Source organism: Nocardia sp. NPDC088792, from assembly GCF_044750615.1.
GTDB lineage: Bacteria > Actinomycetota > Actinomycetes > Mycobacteriales > Mycobacteriaceae > Nocardia.
This window is the reverse complement of record NZ_JBIVKC010000001.1, coordinates 1,730,900-1,753,261: the sequence shown is the minus strand read 5'-3', so window position 1 is coordinate 1,753,261 and position 22,362 is coordinate 1,730,900. Positions and strand designations below refer to the sequence as shown.

Sequence of the window (22,362 nt, the reverse complement as noted above, 5' to 3'; positions counted from 1 at the left end):
TGACGCGCCGCTGGTCAAGATCCGAACCTCACTCGGGCAGGCGGACCAGCATCTTGCCGGTGTTCGCGCCGTTCATCATGGCGGTGAACGCCGCGAGGGCCTCCTCGATGCCGTCGACGACGGTCTCCTCGGTGCGCAGCGTGCCCTCGGCCAGCCAGCCGGCGGCCTTGCCGATCCACTCCGGGATCAGCTGGGAATGATCGGAGACGTTCATGCCGCGCAGGTTGATCCGCTTACCGATGGCGAGCGGCAGATGGCTCGGGCCGGGACGCAGCTCGGTGTCGTTGTAGACCGAGATCGCACCGCACAGGGCGACGCGGCCGAAGCGGTTCATGGTCACCAGCGCGGCATCCAGGTGATCGCCGCCCACATTGTCGAAGTAGACGTCGATACCGTCGGGCGCGGCCGCAGCGAGTGCCGAGTAGATATCGCCACCGCGGTAGTCGATGGCGGCGTCGTAGCCGAACTCGTTCAGCAGCCGGGCCGTCTTCTCGGGGCCACCCGCCGAGCCGATCACCTTGGCCGCGCCCAGCTGCTTGGCGATCTGTCCCGCCACCGAACCGACCGCACCGGCCGCGCCGGAGATGAATACGACATCGCCCTCCTTGACGGGGGCGACCTCGGTGAGACCCGCGTAGGCCGTGATGCCGGTGACGCCGAGTACACCCAGATACGCCTGTGCCGGAGCGAGATTCGTGTCGACCGGCTGCACCGCGCCCGCGGACAGCAACGCGTACTCACGCCAGCCCTCGAAGTGGGTCACGGTCGCGCCGACCGGAATCGCATCGGAGCCGGAGGCCACCACGGTGCCCACGGCAGTGCCGGTCATGGCCTCGCCCAGCACGAAGGGCGGAATGTAGGACTCGGCATCGTTCATGCGGCCGCGCATGTAGGGATCGACGGAGAGCCAGTTGTTGCGGACCAGCACCTGACCCGGGCCGGGATCGGCGAGGGTGACGGTGGCGAGTTCGAAATCGGCGGGCTTCGGCTCACCTACGGGCCGGGCGACCAGGCGCCATTCGCGACTTGTGACGGGCATTGTGTTCTCCTTCAAGGGGTTTCGGTTCAGAAGTATTGCGCGGGCAGTACGGCATCCGTGGCCGTGCGCAGCAGATCGGTGCGGCCGGTCGAGAGCAACCCGACGGTCACGGCCAGCAGGATCTGCGCGGTATCGGCGGGTGCGGGCAGACCTGCGCCGGTGAGGACTTCGGTGAGCAGCGTGGCCAGCTCGCCGGTGAAGCTGCGGCAGATATCGCCGCACAGGCGGGCCTGTTCGTCGATCAGTTCCGCGGCATGCGGCGATCCGGCGAACGGACCGGTCGCGAGTTCGACCTTGGCGCAGAGTATTTCGTACACCCGCCCGGCGAGCGGCAACTCGGCGGTGGCCGCGGTCCGGGCCCGGTCCAGGGCCTGATCGTGCAGGCGGTCGGACAGCCGCCGCACGGCATCGTCCTTGTTGCGGACGTACTGATAGACCGCCGACCGGGAAACGCCTGTCTCCGTGGCGATATCGTCCATGGTCGTGCGCCGCACCCCGTAGCGCAGCAGGCAGCGCAGGGTGGCGTCGAGTACCTCGGAGGTCCGGTCGGCGGTCATGGGTTCAGAGCGCCTTCAGGAGCTCCGCGGCGAGCGGTGCGGACGAGGCGGGGTTCTGGCCGGTGTACAGATTGCGGTCCACCTCGACGTGCGGGGCCCACGGCTCGCCCTCGCGGTAGTCCACGCCCAGCGCGATCAGGCGATCCTGCAGCAGCCACTTCGCCTTGTCGGCGAGACCGGCCTGGGTCTCCTCGGCATTGGTGAAGGCCGCGACGCGGTAACCGGCGAACGGGGACTTGCCGTCGGCGTCGGCGGTGGCCAGCAGGGCGGCGGGGGCATGGCAGACCACGCCGAGCGGCTTGCCCGAGGCGAGGGCCGCGGTGAGCAGCCGGCCGGAGTCGGCATTGACGGCGAGATCCTCCATCGGACCGTGGCCACCGGGGTAGTAGACGGCGTCGTAGTCCGCGAGATTCACATCCTCCAGCCGGATGGGGGAGGTCAGTTCGGTGGCCTTGCGCAGGGTTTCGGCGATCTGCTCCGCGCCCTCGGGTCCGCCATTGGCTGCGGGAGCCAGGCTGCCCGCATCGACCGGCGGGACGACCGCGCCCGGAGTGGCCACCACGATCTCGTGGCCCGCCGCTGTGAACGCCTCATACGGCGCGGCGAACTCCTCGGCCCAGTAGCCGGTGGGGTGTTTCGTGCCGTCGGCCAGCGTCCAGTAGTCGGCGCCGGTCATGACGAACAGGATTTTGGCCATCGCTTCTCCTCGGATGGAAGGTGGGTGTGGAAGGTCCGTGGCCGACGTCCTGACATTTCGTATGCGATGTGTCAGTTCGTCGCGAGTTCTACGCTAGGTAGACATTCATCGATAGACCAATAGAATCGCCTATATGGGACATCGGAATATGAATGGCACCGTGGAGTTGGCGCAGCTCCGCACGTTCCTGGCCGTCTACCGGGCCGGATCCGTCACCGCGGGCGCGGCGCAGACCGGCCTGTCCCAGCCCACCGTGACCACCCAGCTGCAGGCCCTCGAACGTCAGCTCGGCCGCCCGCTGTTCGAGCGATTGCCGCGCGGTGTCGCCCCCTTGGCCGCCGCGCACGATCTGGCCGCCCGCGTCGCCGCGCCACTGGACTCGCTGGAGACCGTGCTCGGTGAGACTCCCGCCGACGGCGTCCCCGCGCCCGAACATCCGGTGCTGCTCGGTGGTCCGGCCGAGATGCTGGCCGCGCTGGCGCTCCCGGCGTTGTCCTCGCTCGTGGCGGACGGCGTACGGCTCACCGTCACCACGGGTTTGGCCGATGACCTGCTCACCGATCTGCGGGTCGGCAAGCTCGATCTGGTGCTGTCCACCATCCGGCCGCGGGGCCGCACAGTCCTGTCCGAACCGCTCGCGGACGAGGAATTCGCGCTCGTCGCAGCGCCTTCCATGGCCGCCCGCATCGACCTGGATCGGCTGCGCGGCGGCGACCACACCGCCCTCGCGGCGGTCCCGTTGGTCAGCTACGCCGCCGATCTGCCGATCCTGCGCCGCTATTGGCGGCACGTCTTCGATACCCGGCTGGAGGCCGAGCCCGCACTGGTCGTCGGCGACCTGCGCGCGGTCCTGTCCGCCGTCGTCTCGGGTGCCGGCATCAGTGTGCTGCCGCGCTACCTGTGCAGCCGCGAATTCGCCGCGGGAACGATTGCGGCGCTACTGGATCCCGAAGATCCGCCGATCAACACGGTCTTCCTCGCGCGCCGCGTGGGCGGACCGGCGCAACCCCATGTGGATCGCGTCAGAGACCGCCTCGTGCAGGAGGCGGTCGTCTGGCGTACCTGCGACTACTGAGTTCCTACTTCTCGGTCTCGATCAACCCGAACTGCTCGAGCAGTTCCCCGACCTCATTGTTGCCCAGGCGCTTTGCGATATTGCGCCACAGCAGTTCCGGTCCGGGCAGGCTGATCGGGTCGCCGTCGCGCAGGCGGCTCATCCCGGCGAGCAGACTCCGGATGTCGTAGGTGGAGTTGAAAACCTCCGGGACGCCACGCTCGATATCGAGCAGGCGATACGCGGCCTCCATCCCGGTGCGCACCGAGTATTCGGTGGTGAAGATGCAGTCGCGGGAGGTCTCGGCGAACTGGCCGATGAAGGCGAAGTTGACCGCGCCCTCCGGGACCACCTCGGGACGGTCACCGGCCTTGCGCGGCATGAAGAACGCGGTGACATAGGGCATCATGACCGGCACGCACTTGGCGCCGCTCGCGGCCAGCTCCGGAATATCGGCCTCGGGAACGCCCATGTGGTACAGCCACTCCTGGGTGATCTCCTCACCTGTGCATTCCTGCGTTCAGCTTGGCAGGGGTGTGGTGGTCGCCCTCGTCGGAATTCTCCACCAGCGAGCCGATGGTCATGAGGAGCAGATCGTTCGGGCCGAGGTCGACGCCGCCCTCCTTGCCCTGCTCCACCCAGTGAATCCTGGTGGCCTGCTTGCGATCACCCTTGGTGTCGAAGTCGACATCGGTGACCGTGGTCTCCCACTGGAAGTTGACGCCCTGATCCAGCAGCCACCGGTACAGCGGCAGGACAAGGGATTCGTACTGGTTGTATTTGGTGAATTTCAGCGCCGAGAAATCCGGTAGCCCGCCGATGTGGTGGATGAATCGGTGCAGGTACAGCTTCATCTCCAGCGCGCTGTGCCAGTCCTCGAAGGCGAACATGGTGCGCCAGTACATCCAGAAGTTGCTCTCGAAGAAGTCCTTCGAGAACACCTCGTTGATGCGCTTGCCCTCCATTTCCTCGCGGGTGGCGAGGAAGATCTTCGTAATGTCCTGCTGCGCCTTGTCGTTCAAGGTGAACAGATTCTTCGTCTGCGCGCTCTGGCCGCGGTTCACGGTGGCGCGTTCCAGCGAGAAGTTGGGGTCGTCCTTGTTGAGCCAATAGAACTCGTCGAGGACGCTGCCCTCGACCTCGATCGAGGGGATGGTGCGGTACAGGTCCCACAGACATTCGAAATGGTTCTCCATTTCGCGGCCGCCGCGGATCACGAAGCCCTTCTCCGGTTCCCGGATGCCGTCGAGCGCGCCGCCCGGCAGCTTCAGCTCCTCCAGAATGGTGATCTTGTCACCGGGGAGCTGCCCGTCTCGGATCAGGAACGCCGCACCGGACATCGAAGCGAGGCCGGCGCCGACGAACCAGGCCGTCTTACCGTCCACTCCGGCCGGCTTGCGGGGCCGGGCGAAGGCTTCGTAATTGCCACTGCTGTAGTACATGTGCGCTCCTTTACGAGTACTTGTAGAAGCCTTCGCCGGTGGCGATGCCGAGCTTCCCCTTGTCGATGTAGTTCTCCTTGAGCCACTGCGCGAGTTTCTTCGAGGTGTCGTCGCCGTGCACCAGGATGTTGTAAGGCGTGGTGAGACCGATGACGTCGAGGATCCGGAACGGTCCGGCCGGTGCGCCCGTGCCGATCTGCCAGGTCTGGTCCACCGCCTCGGGATCGGCGTAGCCGCCGGCCGCGAGGTTCATGGCGGCGTCCAGCAGCGGCACCAGCAGCGAGTTGAGGACGTAGCCGGCCTTCTCCTTGTGCAGTTCGATGGGCACCATGCCGATCTTCGTGGCGAAGTCGACGACCGCCTGATACACCTGCGGATCGGTATCCGCGGTGCCCATCACCTCCGCGGTATTGAAGTGCCACACCTGATTCGCGAAGTGCAGGGCCAGGAACTTGTCGGGTCGGCCGGTGAAATCCTTCAGGTCGCTGGGCAGCAGCGTGGAGGAGTTGGTGGCGAAGATGGTCCGCTCGGGTGCGAGCTTGCCCAGCTGCTCGTAGGTGTCCTGTTTGATGGACAGGACCTCGGGAATCGCCTCGATGACCAGATCGGCATCCTGAACCGCCTGTGCCAGATCGGAACTCAGGGCGATACCCGCCGCGGTCCGCTCCGCCTTGCCGTCGCCGCCGCCGGGGACCTGGGTCGCGTACACCGCCGCGAGCTTGCCGAGGCGCTCCTTCGCGGCGGCCAGGGCCTTGTCGTCGATGTCGTAGGCGGTCACCGTGAAACCGCTGAAGGCGGTCTGGAAGGCGATCTGGGACCCGAGCACCCCGGTACCGAGCACGGTCACCTTGCGGATGTCGATGGTCATGTGTCTATCTCCTCTCGACTGTTGCGAAGAATCCGGCGACGATCTGGGCGATCTGCGCGTGCAGGTCGGCGGCGGCGTCCTGACCGGGATGCGCCCCGGTAGCGGGTTGGGCGAGCATCAGATGGGTGGCGGCGAAGACGGTCCGGCCCGCCAATTGCGCTTGACTGTCCAGGTTTTCGGCGACGCCGCCGCGGGACCGGGCCGCGGCGGCCAGTCGCTCGGCGATCATCGCCTCCAGCCGGGCGACCAGGGCCAGGCCCTCGGATCGGTATTTGTCGGCCGGCGATCCGAACAGCAACTCGCGCTGATAGGTGACGGTGTTCTCCGGATGCCGCGCGGCCCGCAGCAGCGGGTCGATCATGGCGAGCACGGCCGCCACCGGATCCGGCGTGCCCTGCGCGGCCTCCGCCCCGGCGTCGAGGGCGGTCCGCAGGTCCTCGTTGTAGACCATGAGCAGCAGCTCGCCCTTGGTGGCGGCGTATCGGAAGAGGGTGCCCGCGGCGATCTCGGCGCGATCGGAGATCTGCTGCGTGGTGACCCCTTCGAACCCGCGCTCGGCAAACAATGTCGCCGCGGCCTCGAAGATGCGGGCCTGTTTATCGCTGACCTTGAGCAGGCGCCTTCCGACCTGTGCGGATTCGGGTGACGCATTCATCCGACACCTCCTACCGGAGATCAAAACTGAGTGAACTCATTTCTGAGCGTACTCCCAGTTACTGATTGTGCAACCCCCGTGTCAGAACCGGTACGAAGTCAGGTAATCCGGCACGATTACCTTGGTCCGGGGACTCGCCGCCCGCACCGCGGCCACGAACGCATCCAGCTGTTTGCGGTCGTCGTCGCCCAGCGGTGGCGGATTCTGCAAGGGGGATTCGAACTGGTCCCAGTGCACGGGCACGACGGTCGCCGGATGGTCGAGGGCGCGCATCAGGCGCGCCGCATAGTCGTGGGTCGCGGTGGAGGAATTGACGGCGAGCATGGCCACGTCGGGAGCCAGGCCGCGCACATTGCGTTCGACGAAATCGCTTGCGCCCATGAAGAACACCGACGGTCCGCCCTTGATGCGCAGCTGGAAGTTCAGCGTGTCGCCCTCGGGCAGATCGGCGATGGTGGCGGGGATCTCGGGACGGCTGATCCGCACGCCCGGGGAGAACATGCTGTAGGACGCGGTGCGGCTGTGCAGCGAGCCGACGACTTCCACGGTGTAGGAATCGAAGTCGAAGACCTCACCGCCGCGCACGGTGCTCAGCTGGGACGGCGGCACACCCATGGCCTGCGCCAGGTTGTAGGCGGTCAGCGTGCCGAAGACCCGGGCTCCGGTGCGGGTCGCGATATGCGGCACATCATTGAAGTGGTCCCAGTGCGTATGCGTGACGAAGATGTGTTTCGGCGTGCCCGCCTGCGGGTCGACGGCGGCCGGATCGACCCGCAGCGGAGTGGCGGTATCGAACGAACCGGAGGCGATGCCGACCGGGAATCGGGTCAGGTACGGGTCCACCAGTACCGTCTCCCCGCCGATGTCGATGCGCCAGCCGGCCACCCCGAGCCAGCGGAATTCGGCAGTGGCGGAGGGTGTTTCGTGCTTCGTTCCCTCGCCGTCCTGATGGTGCGATGCGATGGCGCCCGCCGCGGCCCCGGCTGCGGTGAGTCCGGCGCCGGCGGTGGCCGCGCGGCGCAGGAAGCGACGGCGGTCGATCTGTGAAGTCATGCGCCCGACCAAAGCACCCGCCCCCGCCCGGTGTCCAAGATCGAGCGGCGAATCGCCTGATACTCCGGGCGATATCAGTCCTGGTCGCTGCGGGTGCGGAGGTGCTCCACGGCCAGCCGCGCGGCATGGCTCATGGCCAGGTCCACATCGATACGGCGGGTGCGCAATTCATCGGTGCGGGCGAAGACCGCGACCGCGTACCGGCCGCCGTCCGGATATTCGACGACCCCGGCCTCCATATGCAGTCCGGGCAGGGTCCCGGTCTTCGAGGCCACCTGGACCTCCTCCGGGAAGCCGGCGGCCAGCCGGGTCCAGAACAGTTGCCGCCGCATGAGATCCCGGGTCAGCGCGCACGCGGCGGTCGTGCCCGCCCGGTCGGTCCAGATGAGGGTGAGCAGCCGGGTGATCTCGCCGGGCGTACTGGAGGTGGTATGGTCGGGCCGGAAAACCCGCATGGCGGCGACCTTTTCACGGGTCAGCGTGGGATAGATGCGGGCGAACTGCGCCCCGTCCGCCGCCCCGGCATCGGCGAACATGCTCTCCAGCAGCTGCCGCGGGCCGCCGATGACGCGGGTGCGCTCGAGCCCGAGTTCGGCGGCCAGCAGACCCGGCGTATCCGTCCCGATGCGGCGCAGCAGCAGATCCGCCGCGGTGTTGTCGCTGACCGACATGGCGAAGAAGGCCAGATCCCGCAGCGACATCTCGACATCGTCGGCACACCCCGCACTGCCCCACCCGCCGAGCCGGTCGCCCGCCCGCACCAGCACCCGCTCGGTCGGATCTACCTGCCCCGCGGTGACCTGGCGGCAGAATTCCAGCACCAGCAGGATCTTGAAGATCGACGCGATGACCACCTGATCATCGCCGCGCAAGCCGAACTCCCGGCCGGTATCGACCTCCCGGACATGCAGCCACCCGTCGACCGGGATGGCCGCGAAGACGTCTCGAATATCCTCCGCAACCGGCACCCGGACACCGTAGCGGGACGGGCGATCCATATCGAATGGCCTATCGTTGCCGCGTGGATCTCACCCGGCAGCTGCGTCACTTCCTGGTGGTCGCCGAGGAATTGCATTTCGGCCGGGCCGCCGAGCTGCTCGGCATGGCCCAGCCGCCGCTGAGCCAATCCATCCAGCGCCTGGAACGCGAACTGGGCGTGCAGCTGTTCGACCGCTCCCGCCGGCAGGTGGAACTCACCGTCGCGGGGCGGCTGTTGATCGAGGAGGCGCATCGCCTGTCGGCGGCCGAGGAACGGCTTCGCACCGTCATGCGCAAAGTTCGCGACGGCGACCTCGGCACGCTGCGGGCCGGTGTCCCGCCCGACCTGCCCGCTCCGGTGCTGCAGGCATTGTTACGCCGGCTCGATACCGAATTGCCCGGTGTCGCAGTCGATCTCCTGGAACTGACCACCACCGAGCAATGCCGCATGCTGGCGACGGGCGGCCTCGACACCGGGCTGGTGGACCATCCGGTCGACGCCCCCGAACTCCGCTTCGGCGCGGAGATCGAACTGCCGCTCGGCGTCGTACTGCCGCGTACCTCACCGCTGGCCCGGCTGCGTGAAGTCGCCCTGGCCGATCTGGCCGGGCACGATCTGGTGCTGTTCCCGCGTGAGACCGCGCCGGGATGGTATGACCGGCTGCTGGAACTGTGCCGCACAAAGGGTTTCGTGCCCGCACGCGTTCGCACGGCGCGCAATCCGGAGTTTCTCTTCGGCCTGGTGCTCGCCGGACAGGGTATAGCCCTCGAACGAGAATCGATCGCCCGCCGCGAACCCCGGGTGGCCTGGCGGCCCTTGACCGATCGCCCGCTGGCGCGACGCCTCCTCGTCGTGGGCCCGGACGCCGCCTCACATCCGGCGGCCCCGAGATTCGCCGAGCTGGCCACCGAAATCCTTCGCGCGGAGGCGAATCCGGTGGTGCTGGCGAATATCGGTGCGACCGGACCATGGTCGGTCGTCTACGACGCCGCGGCCGCCGACCATCCCTGATCAGTCCGTCCGAGGCGGGTGGCGGAGGGCGTCGATGACGGTGCGGGCGGCATTGGACGGTGTGCGCTGGGCATCGTGGGCAATGCAGAGCACCCAGGGGACAGGGCGGTCGGCATGTTCGGCGAAGACGATGTCGGGGGAGCGGACGGCGACCGAGCGGGGGAGCAGGACCGCGCCGAAGTTCTTGGCGGCGAGTTCCAGGGCGAAGATCTGGTCCGCGACCTCGATGACGGTGCGCCGCGTGCGGAAATGGGTGTCGGCGATGGTGCGAATGCCCCAGCCGGGCGGGAAGTCGATGAAGCGGATCCCGGTGAAATCGGCTGCGCGCCAGGGTTGCCCGGCCAGCGGATGGTCCGGCGCGGTGCACAGCACCAGGGTTTCGGCGCTGAGAAGATGTGTGGTGAGGCCGGGGAAGTCGGCGGTCATGGCGGCCAGCAGCGCGACGTCCAGGGTCTGGTCGCGCAGGCCCGCGATATTGCCGGCCACGCCCGAGATGCTCTGCCGCATCTGCAGGGTGACCGCGGGATGCCGCCGGTGCAGATCGGCGAAGATGCTCGCCAGGTCCAGGCTCTGGATGGTCATGAGGTTGCCGACGATGACCTCGCCGCGGATCTCGCCGCGTGCGGTCTCGATGGCGTCCACGATGTCGCGGCGGGCATTGAGCAGGGTGCGCGCGGGCTCGACCATGGCGCGCCCGGTCTCGGTGAGTTCGAGGGTGCGCGGGGTGCGGTCGAACAGGCGGGTGCCGAGTTCGTGCTCGAGCTTGGCGACGCTGGTGGAGACGGCGGACTGCACCATGTTCAGGGCGCGGGCGGCCGCGGTGAACGAGCGCTGGTCGCAGCAGGCCAGGAAGCATTCGATCTGACGCAACTCCATGCGCCCAGCGTAGCGCTGCTATCTCTAGAGTAGATGGCAGCATCGAAACTCATCGCTTTTATTGATTGCGCGCGCATAAGACTATTGGTCACGTGACTTCTTCGATGACCTCCCGCGCCGGGGCGCAATTGACCCGTGCGGTGATCCTGATCTTCGCCGTGACCGCGGGCACCTCCGCGGCCGGTCTCTACTACCTGCAGCCGCTGCTGCACGATGTCGCCGCGGATCTGCGGATCTCCACCGCGACCGCGGCGCTGCTGGTGAGTGCGGCGCAGGTCGGCTACCTGGCCGGGCTCGCCTTCCTGGTCCCGCTCGGCGACTTCCTGGAGCGCCGCCGCATGGTGCCCGCCCTGATCCTGGCTTCCTTTGTGGCCCTGGCAGTTTCGGCGGCCGCGCCGAACTTCGCGGTGCTGCTCGCCACCACCTTCGCCACCGGTGTGGCCGCCTCGGCCGCCCAGGTGGTGGTGCCGTGGTCCTCGTCGCTGGCCGAGCCGGAACGCCGCGGCGAGGTCGTCGGCACCGTGATGAGCGGTCTGCTGCTCGGCATTCTGCTGTCCCGGCTGCTGTCGGGCACCATCGCCGAGTTCGGCGGCTGGCGCACGGTGCTGCTGGTCGCCTCGGGCATCCAGTTGCTGATGGCGCTGGCCCTGTACCTGAAGGGCCCGGCGGGCGGACAAGCCGCGGCCGAGGAGAGCTACCCGGAGGTGCTGGTCTCGATCCTCACGCTCATCCGCCGGCACGCGGTGCTACGGCAGCGGATGATCCTGGGCTTCTTCGCCATGGCCTGCTTCTCCGCGGTGTGGACGGCCATCGCCTTCCTGCTGGCGGGTTCGCACGGCAGTCCGTTCCACTTCTCGGAGTTCAGTATCGGACTGTTCAGTCTGGCCGGTGTCGCCGGTGCGCTGGGCGCGCCCGTGGTCGGGCGGCTGGCCGATCGCGGCTACCTGCGCACGGTGACCACGCTGGTGTGGATCGTGGTGCTGGGCAGCTGGGGTCTGCTGGCCTGGGGTGGCCACAATGTGATCGCGCTCGTGGTGGCGTTGCTGGTCTTCGACTTCGGCATCCAGGGCATCCAGCTGAGCAATCAGAGTGCGATCTACGCACTGGATCCCGCCGCGCGCAGCCGCCTGACCACGGCGTACATGGTGATGTACTTCCTCGGCGGCGTGGCCGGGTCGGTGACCGCGGGCGCGGCCTACCAGGCCGGCGGCTGGGCCCTGGTGTGCGAGATCGGGCTGGGCGCAACGGTGGCCGGGCTGCTGCTGTGGACGGTGTTCGCGGTCCGCGCCCGGTGGCAGGGTTCGGAGGAATCGGATGAATCGGATGAATCGGTCGAATTGGTCACTGAGACCCGGCCGGCCATGGCCTCCGGAATCTGATCGCCTGCCCATTGATGTTGTGGCGTAGAACGATTCGACGGCGATATCGGATTGCCTGGTCCCGGCGATGCCGAACTCCCATAGAGTGGTGCCGTGGCCGCACTTCTCACGCAGGGGCAGACAGGTGAGCTGGGCGTCGCCGATATCACCGTCACGGTGAACTACAGCGCGCGGATCGACCTGGCCGCGCTGCTGCTCACCAAGAGCGGCTCGGTGCGCTCGGACGAGGACCTGATCTTCTACAACCAGCCCGCCGCACCCGGCATCCACCTGGTGCCCGGGCAGAACGCCATGGCGATCAGCCTGCAGGCGATTCCCAAGGGCATCGACCACATTCGCATCGTCGTCGCGATGGAGGACCGTACCGGCCGCCTGGGCGATCATCCGGCGCCGCACATCGGCATCGCCGGTGATCAGGGCAATGAACTGTACGAGTACGTGATCGAGGGGCTCGGCGCCGAATCGGCGGTCGCCGCCGTGGATCTCGATCGGGGCGAACACGGCTGGTTCGCCCGCGCCGTCGGCTACGGGCACCACGGGGGCTTCGCGGCGCTGCTCGCCGATCACGGTGTGTCCGTGAGCAATTCGCCGCGCACCGCACAGCAGCAACCGGCCAGGCAGATCATCAAACCCGTACTGCGGCCCGGCGAGACCGCGCCGCTGCGGCGGCAGGGCGCCGACCTCACCTTCGTCAAGATGGGACTGGGCTGGGACCCGGTCCCCGTGCAAGGCAGGTACGGCGTGCGCCCCGCCGAGATCGACCTGGACGCTTCGGCCCTCATCTACGCCGGAAACAATCTGGTCGATGTGGCCTACTACGGGCGGCTGGTGACCGGCGACGGCGCCATCCGGCATTCCGGCGACAACCTGACCGGTGAGGGCAAGGGGGACGACGAGGTCATCACCGTGGACCTCACCCGCATGCCGCCCTACGTCACCGCCATCGTCTTCATCATCACCTCGTATGCCGGGCACACCTTCGAACGGGTGCGCAACGCGTTCTGGCGGTTGATCGACGGCACCACCAACTCCGAGCTGACCCGGTCCAACCTCAGCGCGGGCGGCGCGCACACCGGCATGGTGGTGGCGAAAGTCTCTCGGGAGGACGGTGTTTGGTCCGTGCAGGCGCTGGGTCATCCCATTCAGGCCGGGCATCCGGTCGAGGCGGCCTCGCAGGTGGTCAGGTATCTCTGAGTTTGTTGATCTTTCCGGCGGGTCGCCGGTGCGCCGCGCGATAACAGGTTCATACGACCCCGCCTGATCCGTGGCTGCGGCCATACTGGCGAGCGCTTTGTGTGGTTCACCGTTGTGCAGTTCTACCCCTTCCATGCTGAAATGAGGTAGCTCACATGTTGTGCGTGTCCCGGTCAACCAGATCTTCGCTGAAGGTGTTGCGGCCCTTCGTTCTCATCGCTATCGCCGGGCTGGCGATCAGCGGCTGTTCCTCCTCCCAAGCCTCGTCCACCGCCCCCGGCAGGCTGGATTCGAGTTTCGGATCCGGCGGTAAGGCGGTCACCGATCTCGGGTCACCGGCCGACGTCGCCAATGCCATTGCCGTGCAGTCCGACGGCAAACTCGTACTGGCGGGCAGCACCCGCGACGCCAACCAGGGCGACAACTTCGCCGTGGTCCGCTACACCCCGGACGGCCAGCTGGACAGCGCCTTCGGCGACGGCGGGAAGGTGACCACCGATTTCGGCGGCAAGGCCGATGTCGCCGCCGCGGTGGCGGTGGCGCCCGACGGCAAGATCGTCACCGTGGGCACCAGCCACGGCACGGCCACCGGCGACAATATCGCCATTGCCCGCTACACCACGGATGGCAAGCTGGACAGCGGATTCGGCACCGGCGGCCAGATCAGCCAGGACCTGGGCACCAAGGCGGACCACGGCAACGGCGTCGCGATACAACCCGACGGCAGGATCATCGTGGTGGGCAGCACCCAGGATCCCTCGCAGGGCGACAACTTCGCGGTGCTGCGCTACACCACGGACGGCAAACTGGACCCGGCCTTCGGCGTCGGCGGCAAGGTGAGCACCGATTTCGGCGGCAAATCCGATATCGCCAAGGCCGTCGCGGTGCAGTCCGACGGCAAGATCGTGGTGGTCGGCACCAGCCACGGCACCGCCACCGGCGACAATATCGCCATTGCCCGCTATACCGCGGATGGCAAGCTGGACAGCGGTTTCGGCGTCGCCGGGCAGATCAGCGAGGACCTGGGCACCAAGGCGGACCACGGTAACGGGGTCGCGGTGCAGTCCGACGGCAGGATCATCGTGGTCGGCAGCACCCAGGATCCCGCCCAGGGCGCGAATTTCGCGGTGCTGCGCTACACCACGGACGGCAAGCTGGACTCGGCCTTCGGCAACGGCGGCAAGGTGACCACCGACTTCGGCGGCAAGGATGACACCGCCATGAGCGCCGTGCTCCAGGAGGACGGCAAGATCGTGGTGGCCGGCACCAGTCATGGCACCGGCACCGGCGACAATATCGCCGTGGCCCGCTACAACCCGGATGGCCAGCCGGACAGCGGTTTCGGCAGCGGCGGCCAGGTCAGCACGGATCTGGGCACTCAGGCCGATCACGGCAACGGCGTAGTGCTGCAGAACGGGAAGATCGTGGTCGGCGGTTCCAGCAAGGATCCCAAGTCGGGCGACAACTTCGTGGCTGTGCGGTACACCGCGTAGCGCACGGCCGGCGCGGGGGCTCACCGGAGGCAGCCCCCGTGCCGTCAGCGCCGTCCGATCCGATCAGCAACCGAGCTGATCGGCCAGATCCAGGAAATCCGTGGCGTTGATATCGAATTCGGGCGAGAAGTCGGCATCGGCCAGGGCCGCGTCCCCGTATTCCAGCGGGCGCGCGATGAAGGCGGTGTGGAAGCCCAGTCCGGCGGCCGCGCGAATATCGTATTTGTGGCTGGCGACCATCATGATGTCCGTCGGCTCCAGGCCGAGATAGCGCGCGGCGAGGTGATAGGTGCGCGGATCCGGCTTGAAGACGCCGACCATCTCGGCGGCGAAAATGGCATGCCAGGGCAGATCGCCGTGCCGTGAAATCTGCACCACCGCACTGACATCCGCATTGGACAGGGTCGCCAGGGTGAACTGCTTGCGTAGCCGATGCAGGCCCGGCACGGTGTCCGGCCACGGATCGAGGTTGGCCCAGGCGCCGGCCAGTTCGGCGCGCTCGGCCTCCCCGAGCTCGAATCCCCTGGCGTCCGAGAGGGTATCGAGGGTGCGGCGGTAGACAACCGCGACGCTCTCCCAGGCCGCGTGCTTGGGACGGCTGGACGTCTCCCTGAAATAGGCTGCGCGCCAGTCGTTCACGAAGGCGGACCAGTCCACTTCCGGATATCGTTCCCCGGCAATGGTCGCGGCGGCGCGCCGGATGGTGGAGTGGAAGTCCGTCGCGGTGCCCTGTACATCGAACAGCAATGCCTTCGGCCGGTCGTTCATTTACTCGCCCTCCCTAGCTGTGCTGATTGTCCGGGTAGACCGCGATTTCGATCAGATTGCCGTCCAGGTCGCGGCAGTAGTGCGAGACCATGTCACCGAGGGCGCCCGACTTGAGGACCGGCCCGTTGGTGATCTCGACGCCGCATGAGATCAGATGTGCGGCAACCTGTTCGGGTGCGACGGTGGTGATGAAGCAGAGATCCTCGGATCCGGCCGCCTCGACCGCGCCGGTCGTCCAGGCCGGGTCGTGGTCGAGCGCGCCGAGCGGGCGCAGATTGATCTTCTGATTGCCGAACTTCAGCGCGGTCCGGGCGGCGGGCCCGAACTTCTCCACGGTCATCCCGAGCACCCGCTCGTACCATGCGGCGGTCGCCGCGACATCGCGGCAGTTGAGGACGATGTGATCGAATCGTTCGACGGTGAAGCTCATGCTGGAGTCCTCTCCATTGCTCGGCTGCGCACGATCCTAACAGTACGCGCGTACTGAGTACGGTCGTACTCCTTGTTTTGGGGGCTTGCAGTAGGTTGTCCACCATGGACATCGGGGAACCCAGCCGGACCGCGCAGGCGACGGCTTATGCGCGCGCCTATCACCAGGTCGCGGACGAACCGCGCATCTTCACCGATCCGCTCGCCGCCCGGCTGCTCGGCGTCACGGACGCGGAGCTCGTCGAATTGGACACGGCCACAATGGATCACCCGGGCCACGCCGGTGCCAGCAATCAGCCTCGACGCCTGTTCCTCGCCGCCCGCGCCCGCTTCGCCGAGGACTCGGTGGCGGCGGCGGTCGGCGCGGGCGTCCGGCAGGTGGTCATCCTCGGGGCGGGCCTGGATACCTTCGCCTACCGCAATCCGCACCCGGGCCTGCACGTCTTCGAAGTCGACCACCCCGCCACCCAGTCCTGGAAGCGAGAACGTCTCGCCGCGGCCGGAATCGACCTGCCCGAGACACTGACCTTCGTGCCGGTCGACTTCGAAACACAGACGCTGGCAGCGGAATTGGAGTCCGCCGGGTTCAAGCGGTCGGAGCCGGCCGTGTTCGTGTGGCTGGGGGTCATCTTCTACCTGACCTCCGACGCCATTCGCGGCACCCTCGAATACGTTGCGGGCCAGGCCGGGTCGACCGAACTCATCTTCGACTACCTGCAACCAGCCGACAGTGACGAGGATCGCGCGGCCATGCAGGATCGCGCGGATCGGCTGGCAGCGGTCGGGGAACCCTTGTTCAGTATCTTCGCGCCCGACGAGATCGCCGCACAGCTGCGGTCTCTCGGCTTCACCGGGATCGAGGACCATTGGGCCCCGGACCTCATCGCCACCTACCTCGACGGGGTGGACTCACCGGCTCAGGTGCTGCGGTCGAGCCGCATACTCCGCGCGAGTCGCTGAGGGATACCGCGCGCGAGCCGCTGAGGATTGCCTGAAGGTTCCCCGGCTGCGGTTACTCGTCCGCGCCCTGCGGTCCAATACTCGGGGCATGGGCAAGCCGGTGGAGTGGATGCATACCGCGCGCACACTGCGGCGGACCGGATTCGGCGTCACCGGCGCCGAGGTCGACGCCGTGCCCGACCCGGTGGCCTATCTGAAGTCCGCGCTCGCCGCCGACCCGGAGCGGGATCCCGGCGCGGCGCCCATGCCGGAATTCGCACCACTCACCGCACCCGGCCGGGGCGCCTCGGCCGATGTGCGCAAGGTGTACCAGTCGCAGATCGCCGGCCAACTGGACACGCTCACCGCCTGGTGGCTGCGCCGGATGGCCGCGGTCCGGGTACCGGTGCGGGAGAAGCTGACCCTGGTGTGGCACAACCACTTCGCCACCTCGGCCGTCAAGGTGCGCAGCGCCGCCGAAATGGCCGGGCAGAACCGGACCCTGCGCACCCTCGGCAACGGCGACTTCGGGACGCTGGCCTACGCCATGCTCACCGATCCGGCCATGCTGCGCTGGCTCGACGGCGTTGCCAGCACCGCCAAGGCCCCGAACGAGAACCTGTCCCGCGAATTCATGGAGCTGTTCGCGCTCGGTCACGGCAACGGCTACACCGAAACCGATGTGCGCGAGGGCGCCCGGGCGCTGACCGGATGGACGATCGCCAATGGTGTGGCGTTCTTCGATGCCAAGCGCCACGACGCGGGCTCGAAAACCTTTCTGGGCGTGACCGGTTCGCTCGATGCGCGCGGCTTCTGCGCCGCCGTGCTGGCCCGCCCCGAATCGGCGCGGTACGTGGCCGCGAGCCTGTGGCAGCGGCTGGCCTCCGATGATCCGCCGTCGGCGGCCGCGCTGGATCGGCTCACCGCCGCCTATGGTCCGGACCGGCACCTGTCCGCGCTGGTGACCGCCATCTTCACCGATCCCGAATTCGTCAACGCCCGAGACACAGTCGTGCACGGCCCGGTCGAATGGCTGGTCGGCGCGGTGCGGGCACTGCGGGTGCCGCTCACCGACGACGCCGAAGTGCGCCGGCTGGCGGGTGTGCTGCGCACCCTCGGGCAGCTGCCGTTCTATCCGCCCGATGTCGGTGGCTGGCCGCGCGGGCAGGGCTGGATGTCCAGTGCGGCAGCGCAATTGCGGCTCACCACCGCGACGAATCTGGTCGCGAAGGCGGACCTGTCGCCGATCTCGTCGGCGGGCCGGTCCGATCGGGTGGACGCCGCCGGCTATCTGCTCGGCATCGGCAGCTGGTCGGATCGCAGCGCCAAGGTGCTGTCCGCGGTCGCCGATCATCCGGACCGGCTGGCCGTGCTGGCCGTCAATACACCCGAATACCTCACGAGCTGAAAGCCGCATCGCCATGACCCGAGTCAGTCGCAGGCAGTTCCTCGTCGGCTCCAGCGTGCTGGGCGCGCTCGGCGTCGCGGGCATCTCCGCCGTCACCTGGGACGAGTTGCAGCAGCGCGCGAGCGTCTCCCCGCTGGCCGCCGGTTCCGGAATCCTCGTGGTGCTCACCCTCTACGGCGGCAACGACGGTCTGAACACCGTGATTCCCTACGCGGACAACGCCTATCACGATGCCCGGCCCGAGCTGTCGTATCGCCCGGAGGAAGTGCTGCACCTCGACTCGCAGCTGGGCCTCAACCCGGCCATGAAGGGACTGGCCGACCTGTGGCGCGACAAGAGTCTCGCCATCGTGCGCGGCGTCGGCTATCCGCAGCCCGACCACAGCCACTTCCGCTCCATGGACATCTGGCAGACCGCCGCACCCGGCTCCGCCGCACCCGGCTCCGCCGTCCCGACCGGCTGGATCGGCCGCTGGCTGGACGCCACCGGCGATGACCCGATCCGCGCCGTCAATATCGGCTCGGTGCTGCCCCAACTGGCCCTCGGCACGAAACATACAGCGGCAGCGCTGGATCCGTCCTCCGCGCCCTTGTCGCCCACGCTGTCGGCGGCACTGTCCGGCCTGGCCGCCACCGATCCGGCGGACACCACCGCGCAGGACTGCGTCTGCATCGGATACCAGTCGGAACAGACTGTGACCAAAACCTTTTCGTCGATCACGCCGCCGGACAAGTCGAAGAAGGCCGCGAATCCACTTGCCGCACAACTGGACCTGGTATCCCAGTGCGTCAAGGCAGGCGTCCCGACCCGCGTCTACTCGGTCAGCCTGGGCGGCTTCGACACCCACGCCGACGAACGCCACACCCAAGAGCAACTCCTCGGCCGCTTCGACGAAGCAGTCTCCGGTTTCCTCCGCGACATGGCTGCCCACCCGCGCGGTAAGGACGTGGTGTTGCTGGCCTACAGCGAGTTCGGCCGCCGGGTCCACGCCAATGCGTCACAGGGCACCGACCACGGCACCGCCGGCCCCGTCTTCGTAGCCGGCGCACCCGTCAAGGGCGGCTGGTACGGCGACGAACCCAGCCTCACCGACCTCGACAACGGCGACCTCAAGACCACGGTCGACTTCCGCGACGTCTACAACGAACTGCTGCAGAAGGTGGTGAGCACCGATCCCGTCCCGGTGGTCGGCGCCGGGCGCCGAGACCTCGGTTTCCTCGCCTGAGCCGGATGCGGTGGTGGTTCCCGGGCGGGAACCACCACCGTCACGCGGCAGTCAGCCGATCCGGGCGTTGGTGATGGGGATCGACGCATTGCGGGCATTGCCGGCCAGACAGGGACCGGTCATCGCGACGCCGTCCACCGGGCCCTGCGCGATGGTGAGCTGCTGCCCCGCGCCCGGTCCGCCCGTGATGGCGACCGTATTCGTCTTCGCCGCACCGGCACCGCCCGGGACGTCGAACGGCCCGGATACCGTGCTGGTTTCGCCGTCCGACCAGTTGATGACGCCATTGACCTGGCCGTTCACATCGAGACAGCTGCCGGTGCCGGAGAAGTTGCCCTGCAGCGTGCCCGCCGCGGCCGGGGTGCCCTGGCAGCCGGTGAGATCACCGCCGAAGTTGGCGGTGGTCGGCGCCGCGACCAGCCCGATCGGGCTGCTGTCGAAGGAGATCCGGCCACCCGAGCACGCGCCGGCCACAGGGGCCGCCTGTGCCGATCCGGCCAGGGCGAGGGGAGCGGCGAGCGCAGTGAGGACGAGTGTGACGGCCGCGAACGCGGCCTTTCTGGAAGCGATCATGACAAGCCGACCTTCCTGGAGATTCGTGTGGGATAGGGACGAAAGCTCTTCCAGCTGGGCGAACCATGGGCGCAAAGCGAGAGTAATAGCGAAAACGCATGGCGGATACTGTGATCCGGGCCACCGGTGCGCTCCATCCTCGCCGGACGGCTGAACCCGCCACCCCCGTGTCCGAAGGTGCACATTTCCTGGCCGATAGCGACAGGCCGCGGCGGTGATTGTCGCGGCCGCCCGGGGCGCGCACGATGAGTCGCATGTTCGACTGGGATCTGGTGCGCAACACCTCCAGCGTGCATGTCCTCATGCAGCTCGCGGCGGACCGTGGCATGCCGCCGGAGCAGTTGCTGGCCGGGACCGCGCTCACCGAGCGGACCGTGCTCGATCCGGACGCGGAGGTCACCGCGCGTCAGGAGGTCGCGGTGGTGCGGAACCTGCTGGCCCGGTTCGGTGATGAGCCCGGCCTGGGCGCCGAGGCCGGGCGGCGGTATCACATCTCGCTGTACGGGTCCTGGGGTCTGGCCCTGCTGTCCAGCGGCAGCCTGCGGCAGGTCATCGACGTGGCGCTGCGGTATCTGGATCTCGCATTCGTGTTCGGGCAGCTCATCTTCGAGGAGGGCGCGGAGGAGAGCAGGCTGATCTTCGATGGTTCGGAGGTGCCGCTCGATGTGCGGCCTTTCCTGGCCGAGCGCATCGTGTCCGGTATTCAGACCATCGGGCGCGAGCTGTATGCGGCCGGGGTGCCCGCGACCCGGGTCACCTTCATGCACGCCGCGCCATCCGATACCGCCCACTATCGCGAGATCTTCGGTGTGGAACCGGATTTCGACGCCGCCGAGGATGCCATCGCGTTCGCGAGCGTCTTCCTGGACTTCCCGCTGCCGCAGGCGGACGAGTGGACGCGCAGCACCTGCGAACGACTCTGCCGGGAGCTGCTGGAGCGTCGCCACGCGCGTACCGGGACCGCCGGTCTGGTGCGGGACCGGTTGGCGCGTACTCCGGGGGCGCTGCCCGATCAGGCCACGGTGGCCGCCGATCTGTTCATGAGCCCGCGGACGCTGGCCCGCCGCCTGCGCGAGGAGGGCACCTCCTTCCGGGCGCTGCTGGACGAGGTCCGGCGGCTGCTGGCCGAGGAGCTGCTCGTGCAGACCGGATTGTCGAGCGAACAGGTGGCGGTCCGGCTGGGCTATGCGGATGCCGCCACCTTCATTCGCGCTTTCCGGCGCTGGACCGGCTGCGCACCGCGGGAATACCGGCATCGCTATCCGGGGCGCACCCTCCGGAAGTGAGTGATATCGCATGTGACCTGCGACTATTCTTCAGCTAAATCACAGATCAGGGCGGGACCATACCTATTGGTATGGATGACGGCGGAAACTCTGGCAGCAAGGCCGGGCCCAAGCGGCTGCGGCTGGCTCTGCGCGGGTTCGTCGCCCTCACGGCGACGGCCGTGGTCACCATTACCGGCGCCGGGTGGTACGCCAGCGCCAGCCTCGACAAGGGGTTCGTGCGCGCGGACGTCATCGACAAGAACGATGCGGCCACCCTCGGCGGCGATCTGAACATCCTGCTCATCGGGCTCGATACGCGGAAGGATCTGGACGGGAACGATTTGCCGCAGGCGATTCTCGACCAGTTGCACGCGGGGGACAGTGATGTGGGCGGCTATAACGCCAATTCGCTTATCCTGGTGCATATTCCGAAGGATATGAAGCACATCGTGGCCTTCTCCATCCCGCGTGACGACTACGTGCCGGTGACCGGCATTCCGGGCTACGACCACGCCAAGATCAAAGAGGCGTACGGGCTGAAGAAGGCCGCGGTCGAGCAGCAGCTCATCGATCAGGGCATGACCGATCCCGTCGAACTCGAGCATCGCGGGCGTGATGCCGGGCGCGCCTCCATCGTGCAGACCGTGCGGGCGCTGACCGGGGTGCCCATCAACCGGTTCGCCGAGGTGTCGCTGGCCGGGTTCTACGACCTGGCCAATGTGCTCGGCGGTGTCGATGTCTGCCTGCGCAATCCGGTCGACGACAGCGAATACTCCGGCGCGGTCTTCCCCGCCGGACGCCAGCATCTGAACGCCTCACAGGCCCTGTCCTTCGTGCGGCAGCGGCACGGGCTCCCCGACGGCGACCTCGACCGCACCCACCGGCAGCAGGCCTTCCTGGTCTCGGTGGCACAGCAACTGAAGAAGTCCGGCACCCTCACCAATATCGGCGAACTGCAGGGCCTCATGGATGCCGCGCATCGCGACATCGTGCTGTCGCAGGACTGGAACCTGCTCGACTTCGTCTCCACACTCGGCAAGGCACAGTCGCCGTCGGTGGAGTTCCGCACGCTGCCGGTGCTGCGCTACGACGTGATCAATGACCAGGACGTCAACATCATCGACCCGGACGCCATCAAACGGGAGGTGCGCACCGCCTTCGGCATGGATCCGGGACCGGCCGCGCCGACCACCGGCGCGTCCGCCACCGGCTCGCCGGATGTGGACGCCGATACCCAGTCGACCGACGGGTCGGGCGGAACCGTCACCGCGCCGACGACTTCCGGTGATGTCGCGCCACCGAACTCGGGCGGCCCGCTGACCACCGGTATCGACGGCGACATCCCCTGCGTCAACTGATCCGGCCACACTGGTCACGCGGTGCCCAGGCTGGGCTTGCCTCTGGGTAACCCCGCGCGCATCCCGAAACATCGAGTGCGGCGCCGCATCGGGCGGC

General features: G+C 67.8%; 21 protein-coding genes and 1 pseudogene. 10 read left to right on the top strand and 12 right to left on the bottom strand.

Translation table 11 applies throughout. From position 1 onward, the window contains the following. Nucleotides 1-28: 28 nt before the first annotated feature. Genes ACIP5Y_RS08480 through ACIP5Y_RS08470 form a run of 3 tightly spaced genes read right to left on the bottom strand, consistent with a single transcriptional unit; the run spans nucleotide 29 to nucleotide 2,293 of the window. Nucleotides 29-1,039 (bottom strand): NADP-dependent oxidoreductase, encoded by a 1,011-nt coding sequence (locus tag ACIP5Y_RS08480; RefSeq protein ID WP_400348755.1) that lies wholly within the window; start codon nucleotides 1,037-1,039, stop codon nucleotides 29-31. Between the two features lie 26 nt (nucleotides 1,040-1,065). Then, nucleotides 1,066-1,596: a TetR/AcrR family transcriptional regulator gene (locus ACIP5Y_RS08475; protein WP_400348753.1), complete on the bottom strand. Its 531-nt coding sequence runs from the start codon at nucleotides 1,594-1,596 to the stop codon at nucleotides 1,066-1,068. 4 nt (nucleotides 1,597-1,600) lie between these two features. Beyond that, nucleotides 1,601-2,293, bottom strand: coding sequence for a type 1 glutamine amidotransferase domain-containing protein (locus ACIP5Y_RS08470; protein WP_400348751.1), 693 nt, complete (start codon nucleotides 2,291-2,293; stop codon nucleotides 1,601-1,603). A 133-nt stretch (nucleotides 2,294-2,426) separates the two neighbouring features. Here ACIP5Y_RS08470 and ACIP5Y_RS08465 point away from each other — a divergent pair, with 133 nt between their 5' ends. Continuing rightward, the gene (locus ACIP5Y_RS08465) at nucleotides 2,427-3,368 is read left to right on the top strand and encodes a LysR family transcriptional regulator (RefSeq protein ID WP_400348750.1); all 942 of its coding nucleotides are present in this window, start codon (nucleotides 2,427-2,429) and stop codon (nucleotides 3,366-3,368) included. Nucleotides 3,369-3,372: 4 nt separating this feature from the next. Here the strand turns inward: ACIP5Y_RS08465 and ACIP5Y_RS08460 are convergent. The 5 genes and pseudogenes from ACIP5Y_RS08460 to ACIP5Y_RS08440 all read right to left on the bottom strand — a co-directional run bounded on the left by ACIP5Y_RS08460 (nucleotide 3,373) and on the right by ACIP5Y_RS08440 (nucleotide 8,333). Next, a pseudogene (locus ACIP5Y_RS08460) lies at nucleotides 3,373-4,789 on the bottom strand (oleate hydratase). A gap of 10 nt (nucleotides 4,790-4,799) precedes the next feature. Then, on the bottom strand, nucleotides 4,800-5,657 hold the full coding sequence (locus tag ACIP5Y_RS08455; protein ID WP_400348749.1) for a 3-hydroxyacyl-CoA dehydrogenase: 858 nt from the start codon (nucleotides 5,655-5,657) through the stop codon (nucleotides 4,800-4,802). A 4-nt stretch (nucleotides 5,658-5,661) separates the two neighbouring features. Next, nucleotides 5,662-6,312, bottom strand: a complete 651-nt coding sequence (locus ACIP5Y_RS08450) for a TetR/AcrR family transcriptional regulator (RefSeq protein WP_400348747.1) — start codon at nucleotides 6,310-6,312, stop codon at nucleotides 5,662-5,664. 81 nt (nucleotides 6,313-6,393) lie between these two features. Continuing rightward, on the bottom strand, nucleotides 6,394-7,365 hold the full coding sequence (locus ACIP5Y_RS08445) for an MBL fold metallo-hydrolase (RefSeq protein ID WP_400348745.1): 972 nt from the start codon (nucleotides 7,363-7,365) through the stop codon (nucleotides 6,394-6,396). Nucleotides 7,366-7,439: 74 nt separating this feature from the next. Then, the gene (locus ACIP5Y_RS08440; RefSeq protein WP_400348743.1) at nucleotides 7,440-8,333 is read right to left on the bottom strand and encodes a serine hydrolase; all 894 of its coding nucleotides are present in this window, start codon (nucleotides 8,331-8,333) and stop codon (nucleotides 7,440-7,442) included. 53 nt (nucleotides 8,334-8,386) lie between these two features. On the opposite strand from ACIP5Y_RS08440, the gene ACIP5Y_RS08435 reads away from it, so the two are divergent. Beyond that, nucleotides 8,387-9,355, top strand: coding sequence for a LysR family transcriptional regulator (locus ACIP5Y_RS08435; protein WP_400348741.1), 969 nt, complete (start codon nucleotides 8,387-8,389; stop codon nucleotides 9,353-9,355). Here ACIP5Y_RS08435 and ACIP5Y_RS08430 read toward each other — a convergent pair whose 3' ends face one another. Then, nucleotides 9,356-10,231, bottom strand: a complete 876-nt coding sequence (locus ACIP5Y_RS08430; RefSeq protein WP_400348739.1) for a LysR family transcriptional regulator — start codon at nucleotides 10,229-10,231, stop codon at nucleotides 9,356-9,358. A 104-nt stretch (nucleotides 10,232-10,335) separates the two neighbouring features. Between ACIP5Y_RS08430 and ACIP5Y_RS08425 the strand changes: the two genes are divergently transcribed. From ACIP5Y_RS08425 to ACIP5Y_RS08415, 3 genes are all read left to right on the top strand, one after another. After that, a complete protein-coding gene (locus tag ACIP5Y_RS08425) occupies nucleotides 10,336-11,610 on the top strand; it encodes an MFS transporter (protein WP_400349190.1) in 1,275 nt (424 codons plus the stop codon). Between the two features lie 93 nt (nucleotides 11,611-11,703). Then, a complete protein-coding gene (locus tag ACIP5Y_RS08420; RefSeq protein ID WP_400348738.1) occupies nucleotides 11,704-12,804 on the top strand; it encodes a TerD family protein in 1,101 nt (366 codons plus the stop codon). A gap of 164 nt (nucleotides 12,805-12,968) precedes the next feature. Continuing rightward, nucleotides 12,969-14,297 carry a hypothetical protein gene (locus ACIP5Y_RS08415; protein WP_400348736.1) on the top strand — a complete coding sequence of 443 codons (1,329 nt, stop codon included), beginning with the start codon at nucleotides 12,969-12,971 and terminating at the stop codon, nucleotides 14,295-14,297. A gap of 63 nt (nucleotides 14,298-14,360) precedes the next feature. Here ACIP5Y_RS08415 and ACIP5Y_RS08410 read toward each other — a convergent pair whose 3' ends face one another. Further along, nucleotides 14,361-15,065, bottom strand: a complete 705-nt coding sequence (locus ACIP5Y_RS08410) for a haloacid dehalogenase type II (protein WP_400348734.1) — start codon at nucleotides 15,063-15,065, stop codon at nucleotides 14,361-14,363. 13 nt (nucleotides 15,066-15,078) lie between these two features. Then, on the bottom strand, nucleotides 15,079-15,495 hold the full coding sequence (locus ACIP5Y_RS08405) for a VOC family protein (protein ID WP_400348733.1): 417 nt from the start codon (nucleotides 15,493-15,495) through the stop codon (nucleotides 15,079-15,081). A gap of 104 nt (nucleotides 15,496-15,599) precedes the next feature. Between ACIP5Y_RS08405 and ACIP5Y_RS08400 the strand changes: the two genes are divergently transcribed. The 3 genes from ACIP5Y_RS08400 (at nucleotide 15,600) to ACIP5Y_RS08390 (ending at nucleotide 19,066) form a co-directional block, all read left to right on the top strand. Next, nucleotides 15,600-16,454 carry a class I SAM-dependent methyltransferase gene (locus ACIP5Y_RS08400; protein WP_400348732.1) on the top strand — a complete coding sequence of 285 codons (855 nt, stop codon included), beginning with the start codon at nucleotides 15,600-15,602 and terminating at the stop codon, nucleotides 16,452-16,454. Between the two features lie 88 nt (nucleotides 16,455-16,542). Further along, nucleotides 16,543-17,841 (top strand): DUF1800 family protein, encoded by a 1,299-nt coding sequence (locus tag ACIP5Y_RS08395; protein ID WP_400348731.1) that lies wholly within the window; start codon nucleotides 16,543-16,545, stop codon nucleotides 17,839-17,841. Between the two features lie 13 nt (nucleotides 17,842-17,854). Continuing rightward, complete coding sequence (locus ACIP5Y_RS08390; RefSeq protein ID WP_400348730.1) at nucleotides 17,855-19,066, top strand: DUF1501 domain-containing protein; 1,212 nt, start codon at nucleotides 17,855-17,857, stop codon at nucleotides 19,064-19,066. A 51-nt stretch (nucleotides 19,067-19,117) separates the two neighbouring features. On the opposite strand, the gene ACIP5Y_RS08385 is transcribed toward ACIP5Y_RS08390, so the two are convergent. Then, the gene (locus ACIP5Y_RS08385) at nucleotides 19,118-19,639 is read right to left on the bottom strand and encodes a hypothetical protein (protein ID WP_400348729.1); all 522 of its coding nucleotides are present in this window, start codon (nucleotides 19,637-19,639) and stop codon (nucleotides 19,118-19,120) included. Between the two features lie 254 nt (nucleotides 19,640-19,893). On the opposite strand from ACIP5Y_RS08385, the gene ACIP5Y_RS08380 reads away from it, so the two are divergent. Together ACIP5Y_RS08380 and ACIP5Y_RS08375 are read left to right on the top strand one after the other, a co-directional pair. Beyond that, nucleotides 19,894-20,925 (top strand): AraC family transcriptional regulator, encoded by a 1,032-nt coding sequence (locus ACIP5Y_RS08380; protein WP_400348727.1) that lies wholly within the window; start codon nucleotides 19,894-19,896, stop codon nucleotides 20,923-20,925. 71 nt (nucleotides 20,926-20,996) lie between these two features. Further along, on the top strand, nucleotides 20,997-22,265 hold the full coding sequence (locus ACIP5Y_RS08375; RefSeq protein ID WP_400348726.1) for an LCP family protein: 1,269 nt from the start codon (nucleotides 20,997-20,999) through the stop codon (nucleotides 22,263-22,265). The last annotated feature ends 97 nt before the right edge of the window (nucleotides 22,266-22,362 follow it).

Coding starts and splice junctions, on each gene's coding strand:
- ACIP5Y_RS08480 (WP_400348755.1), bottom strand. CDS start 1,039: ATGCCCGTCACAAGTCGCGAATGGCGCCTGGTCGCCCGGCCCGTAGGT.
- ACIP5Y_RS08475 (WP_400348753.1), bottom strand. CDS start 1,596: ATGACCGCCGACCGGACCTCCGAGGTACTCGACGCCACCCTGCGCTGC.
- ACIP5Y_RS08470 (WP_400348751.1), bottom strand. CDS start 2,293: ATGGCCAAAATCCTGTTCGTCATGACCGGCGCCGACTACTGGACGCTG.
- ACIP5Y_RS08465 (WP_400348750.1), top strand. CDS start 2,427: ATGGGACATCGGAATATGAATGGCACCGTGGAGTTGGCGCAGCTCCGC.
- ACIP5Y_RS08455 (WP_400348749.1), bottom strand. CDS start 5,657: ATGACCATCGACATCCGCAAGGTGACCGTGCTCGGTACCGGGGTGCTC.
- ACIP5Y_RS08450 (WP_400348747.1), bottom strand. CDS start 6,312: ATGAATGCGTCACCCGAATCCGCACAGGTCGGAAGGCGCCTGCTCAAG.
- ACIP5Y_RS08445 (WP_400348745.1), bottom strand. CDS start 7,365: ATGACTTCACAGATCGACCGCCGTCGCTTCCTGCGCCGCGCGGCCACC.
- ACIP5Y_RS08430 (WP_400348739.1), bottom strand. CDS start 10,231: ATGGAGTTGCGTCAGATCGAATGCTTCCTGGCCTGCTGCGACCAGCGC.
- ACIP5Y_RS08425 (WP_400349190.1), top strand. CDS start 10,336: ATGACCTCCCGCGCCGGGGCGCAATTGACCCGTGCGGTGATCCTGATC.
- ACIP5Y_RS08410 (WP_400348734.1), bottom strand. CDS start 15,065: ATGAACGACCGGCCGAAGGCATTGCTGTTCGATGTACAGGGCACCGCG.
- ACIP5Y_RS08405 (WP_400348733.1), bottom strand. CDS start 15,495: ATGAGCTTCACCGTCGAACGATTCGATCACATCGTCCTCAACTGCCGC.
- ACIP5Y_RS08400 (WP_400348732.1), top strand. CDS start 15,600: ATGGACATCGGGGAACCCAGCCGGACCGCGCAGGCGACGGCTTATGCG.
- ACIP5Y_RS08395 (WP_400348731.1), top strand. CDS start 16,543: ATGGGCAAGCCGGTGGAGTGGATGCATACCGCGCGCACACTGCGGCGG.
- ACIP5Y_RS08390 (WP_400348730.1), top strand. CDS start 17,855: ATGACCCGAGTCAGTCGCAGGCAGTTCCTCGTCGGCTCCAGCGTGCTG.
- ACIP5Y_RS08385 (WP_400348729.1), bottom strand. CDS start 19,639: ATGATCGCTTCCAGAAAGGCCGCGTTCGCGGCCGTCACACTCGTCCTC.
- ACIP5Y_RS08380 (WP_400348727.1), top strand. CDS start 19,894: ATGTTCGACTGGGATCTGGTGCGCAACACCTCCAGCGTGCATGTCCTC.
- ACIP5Y_RS08375 (WP_400348726.1), top strand. CDS start 20,997: ATGGATGACGGCGGAAACTCTGGCAGCAAGGCCGGGCCCAAGCGGCTG.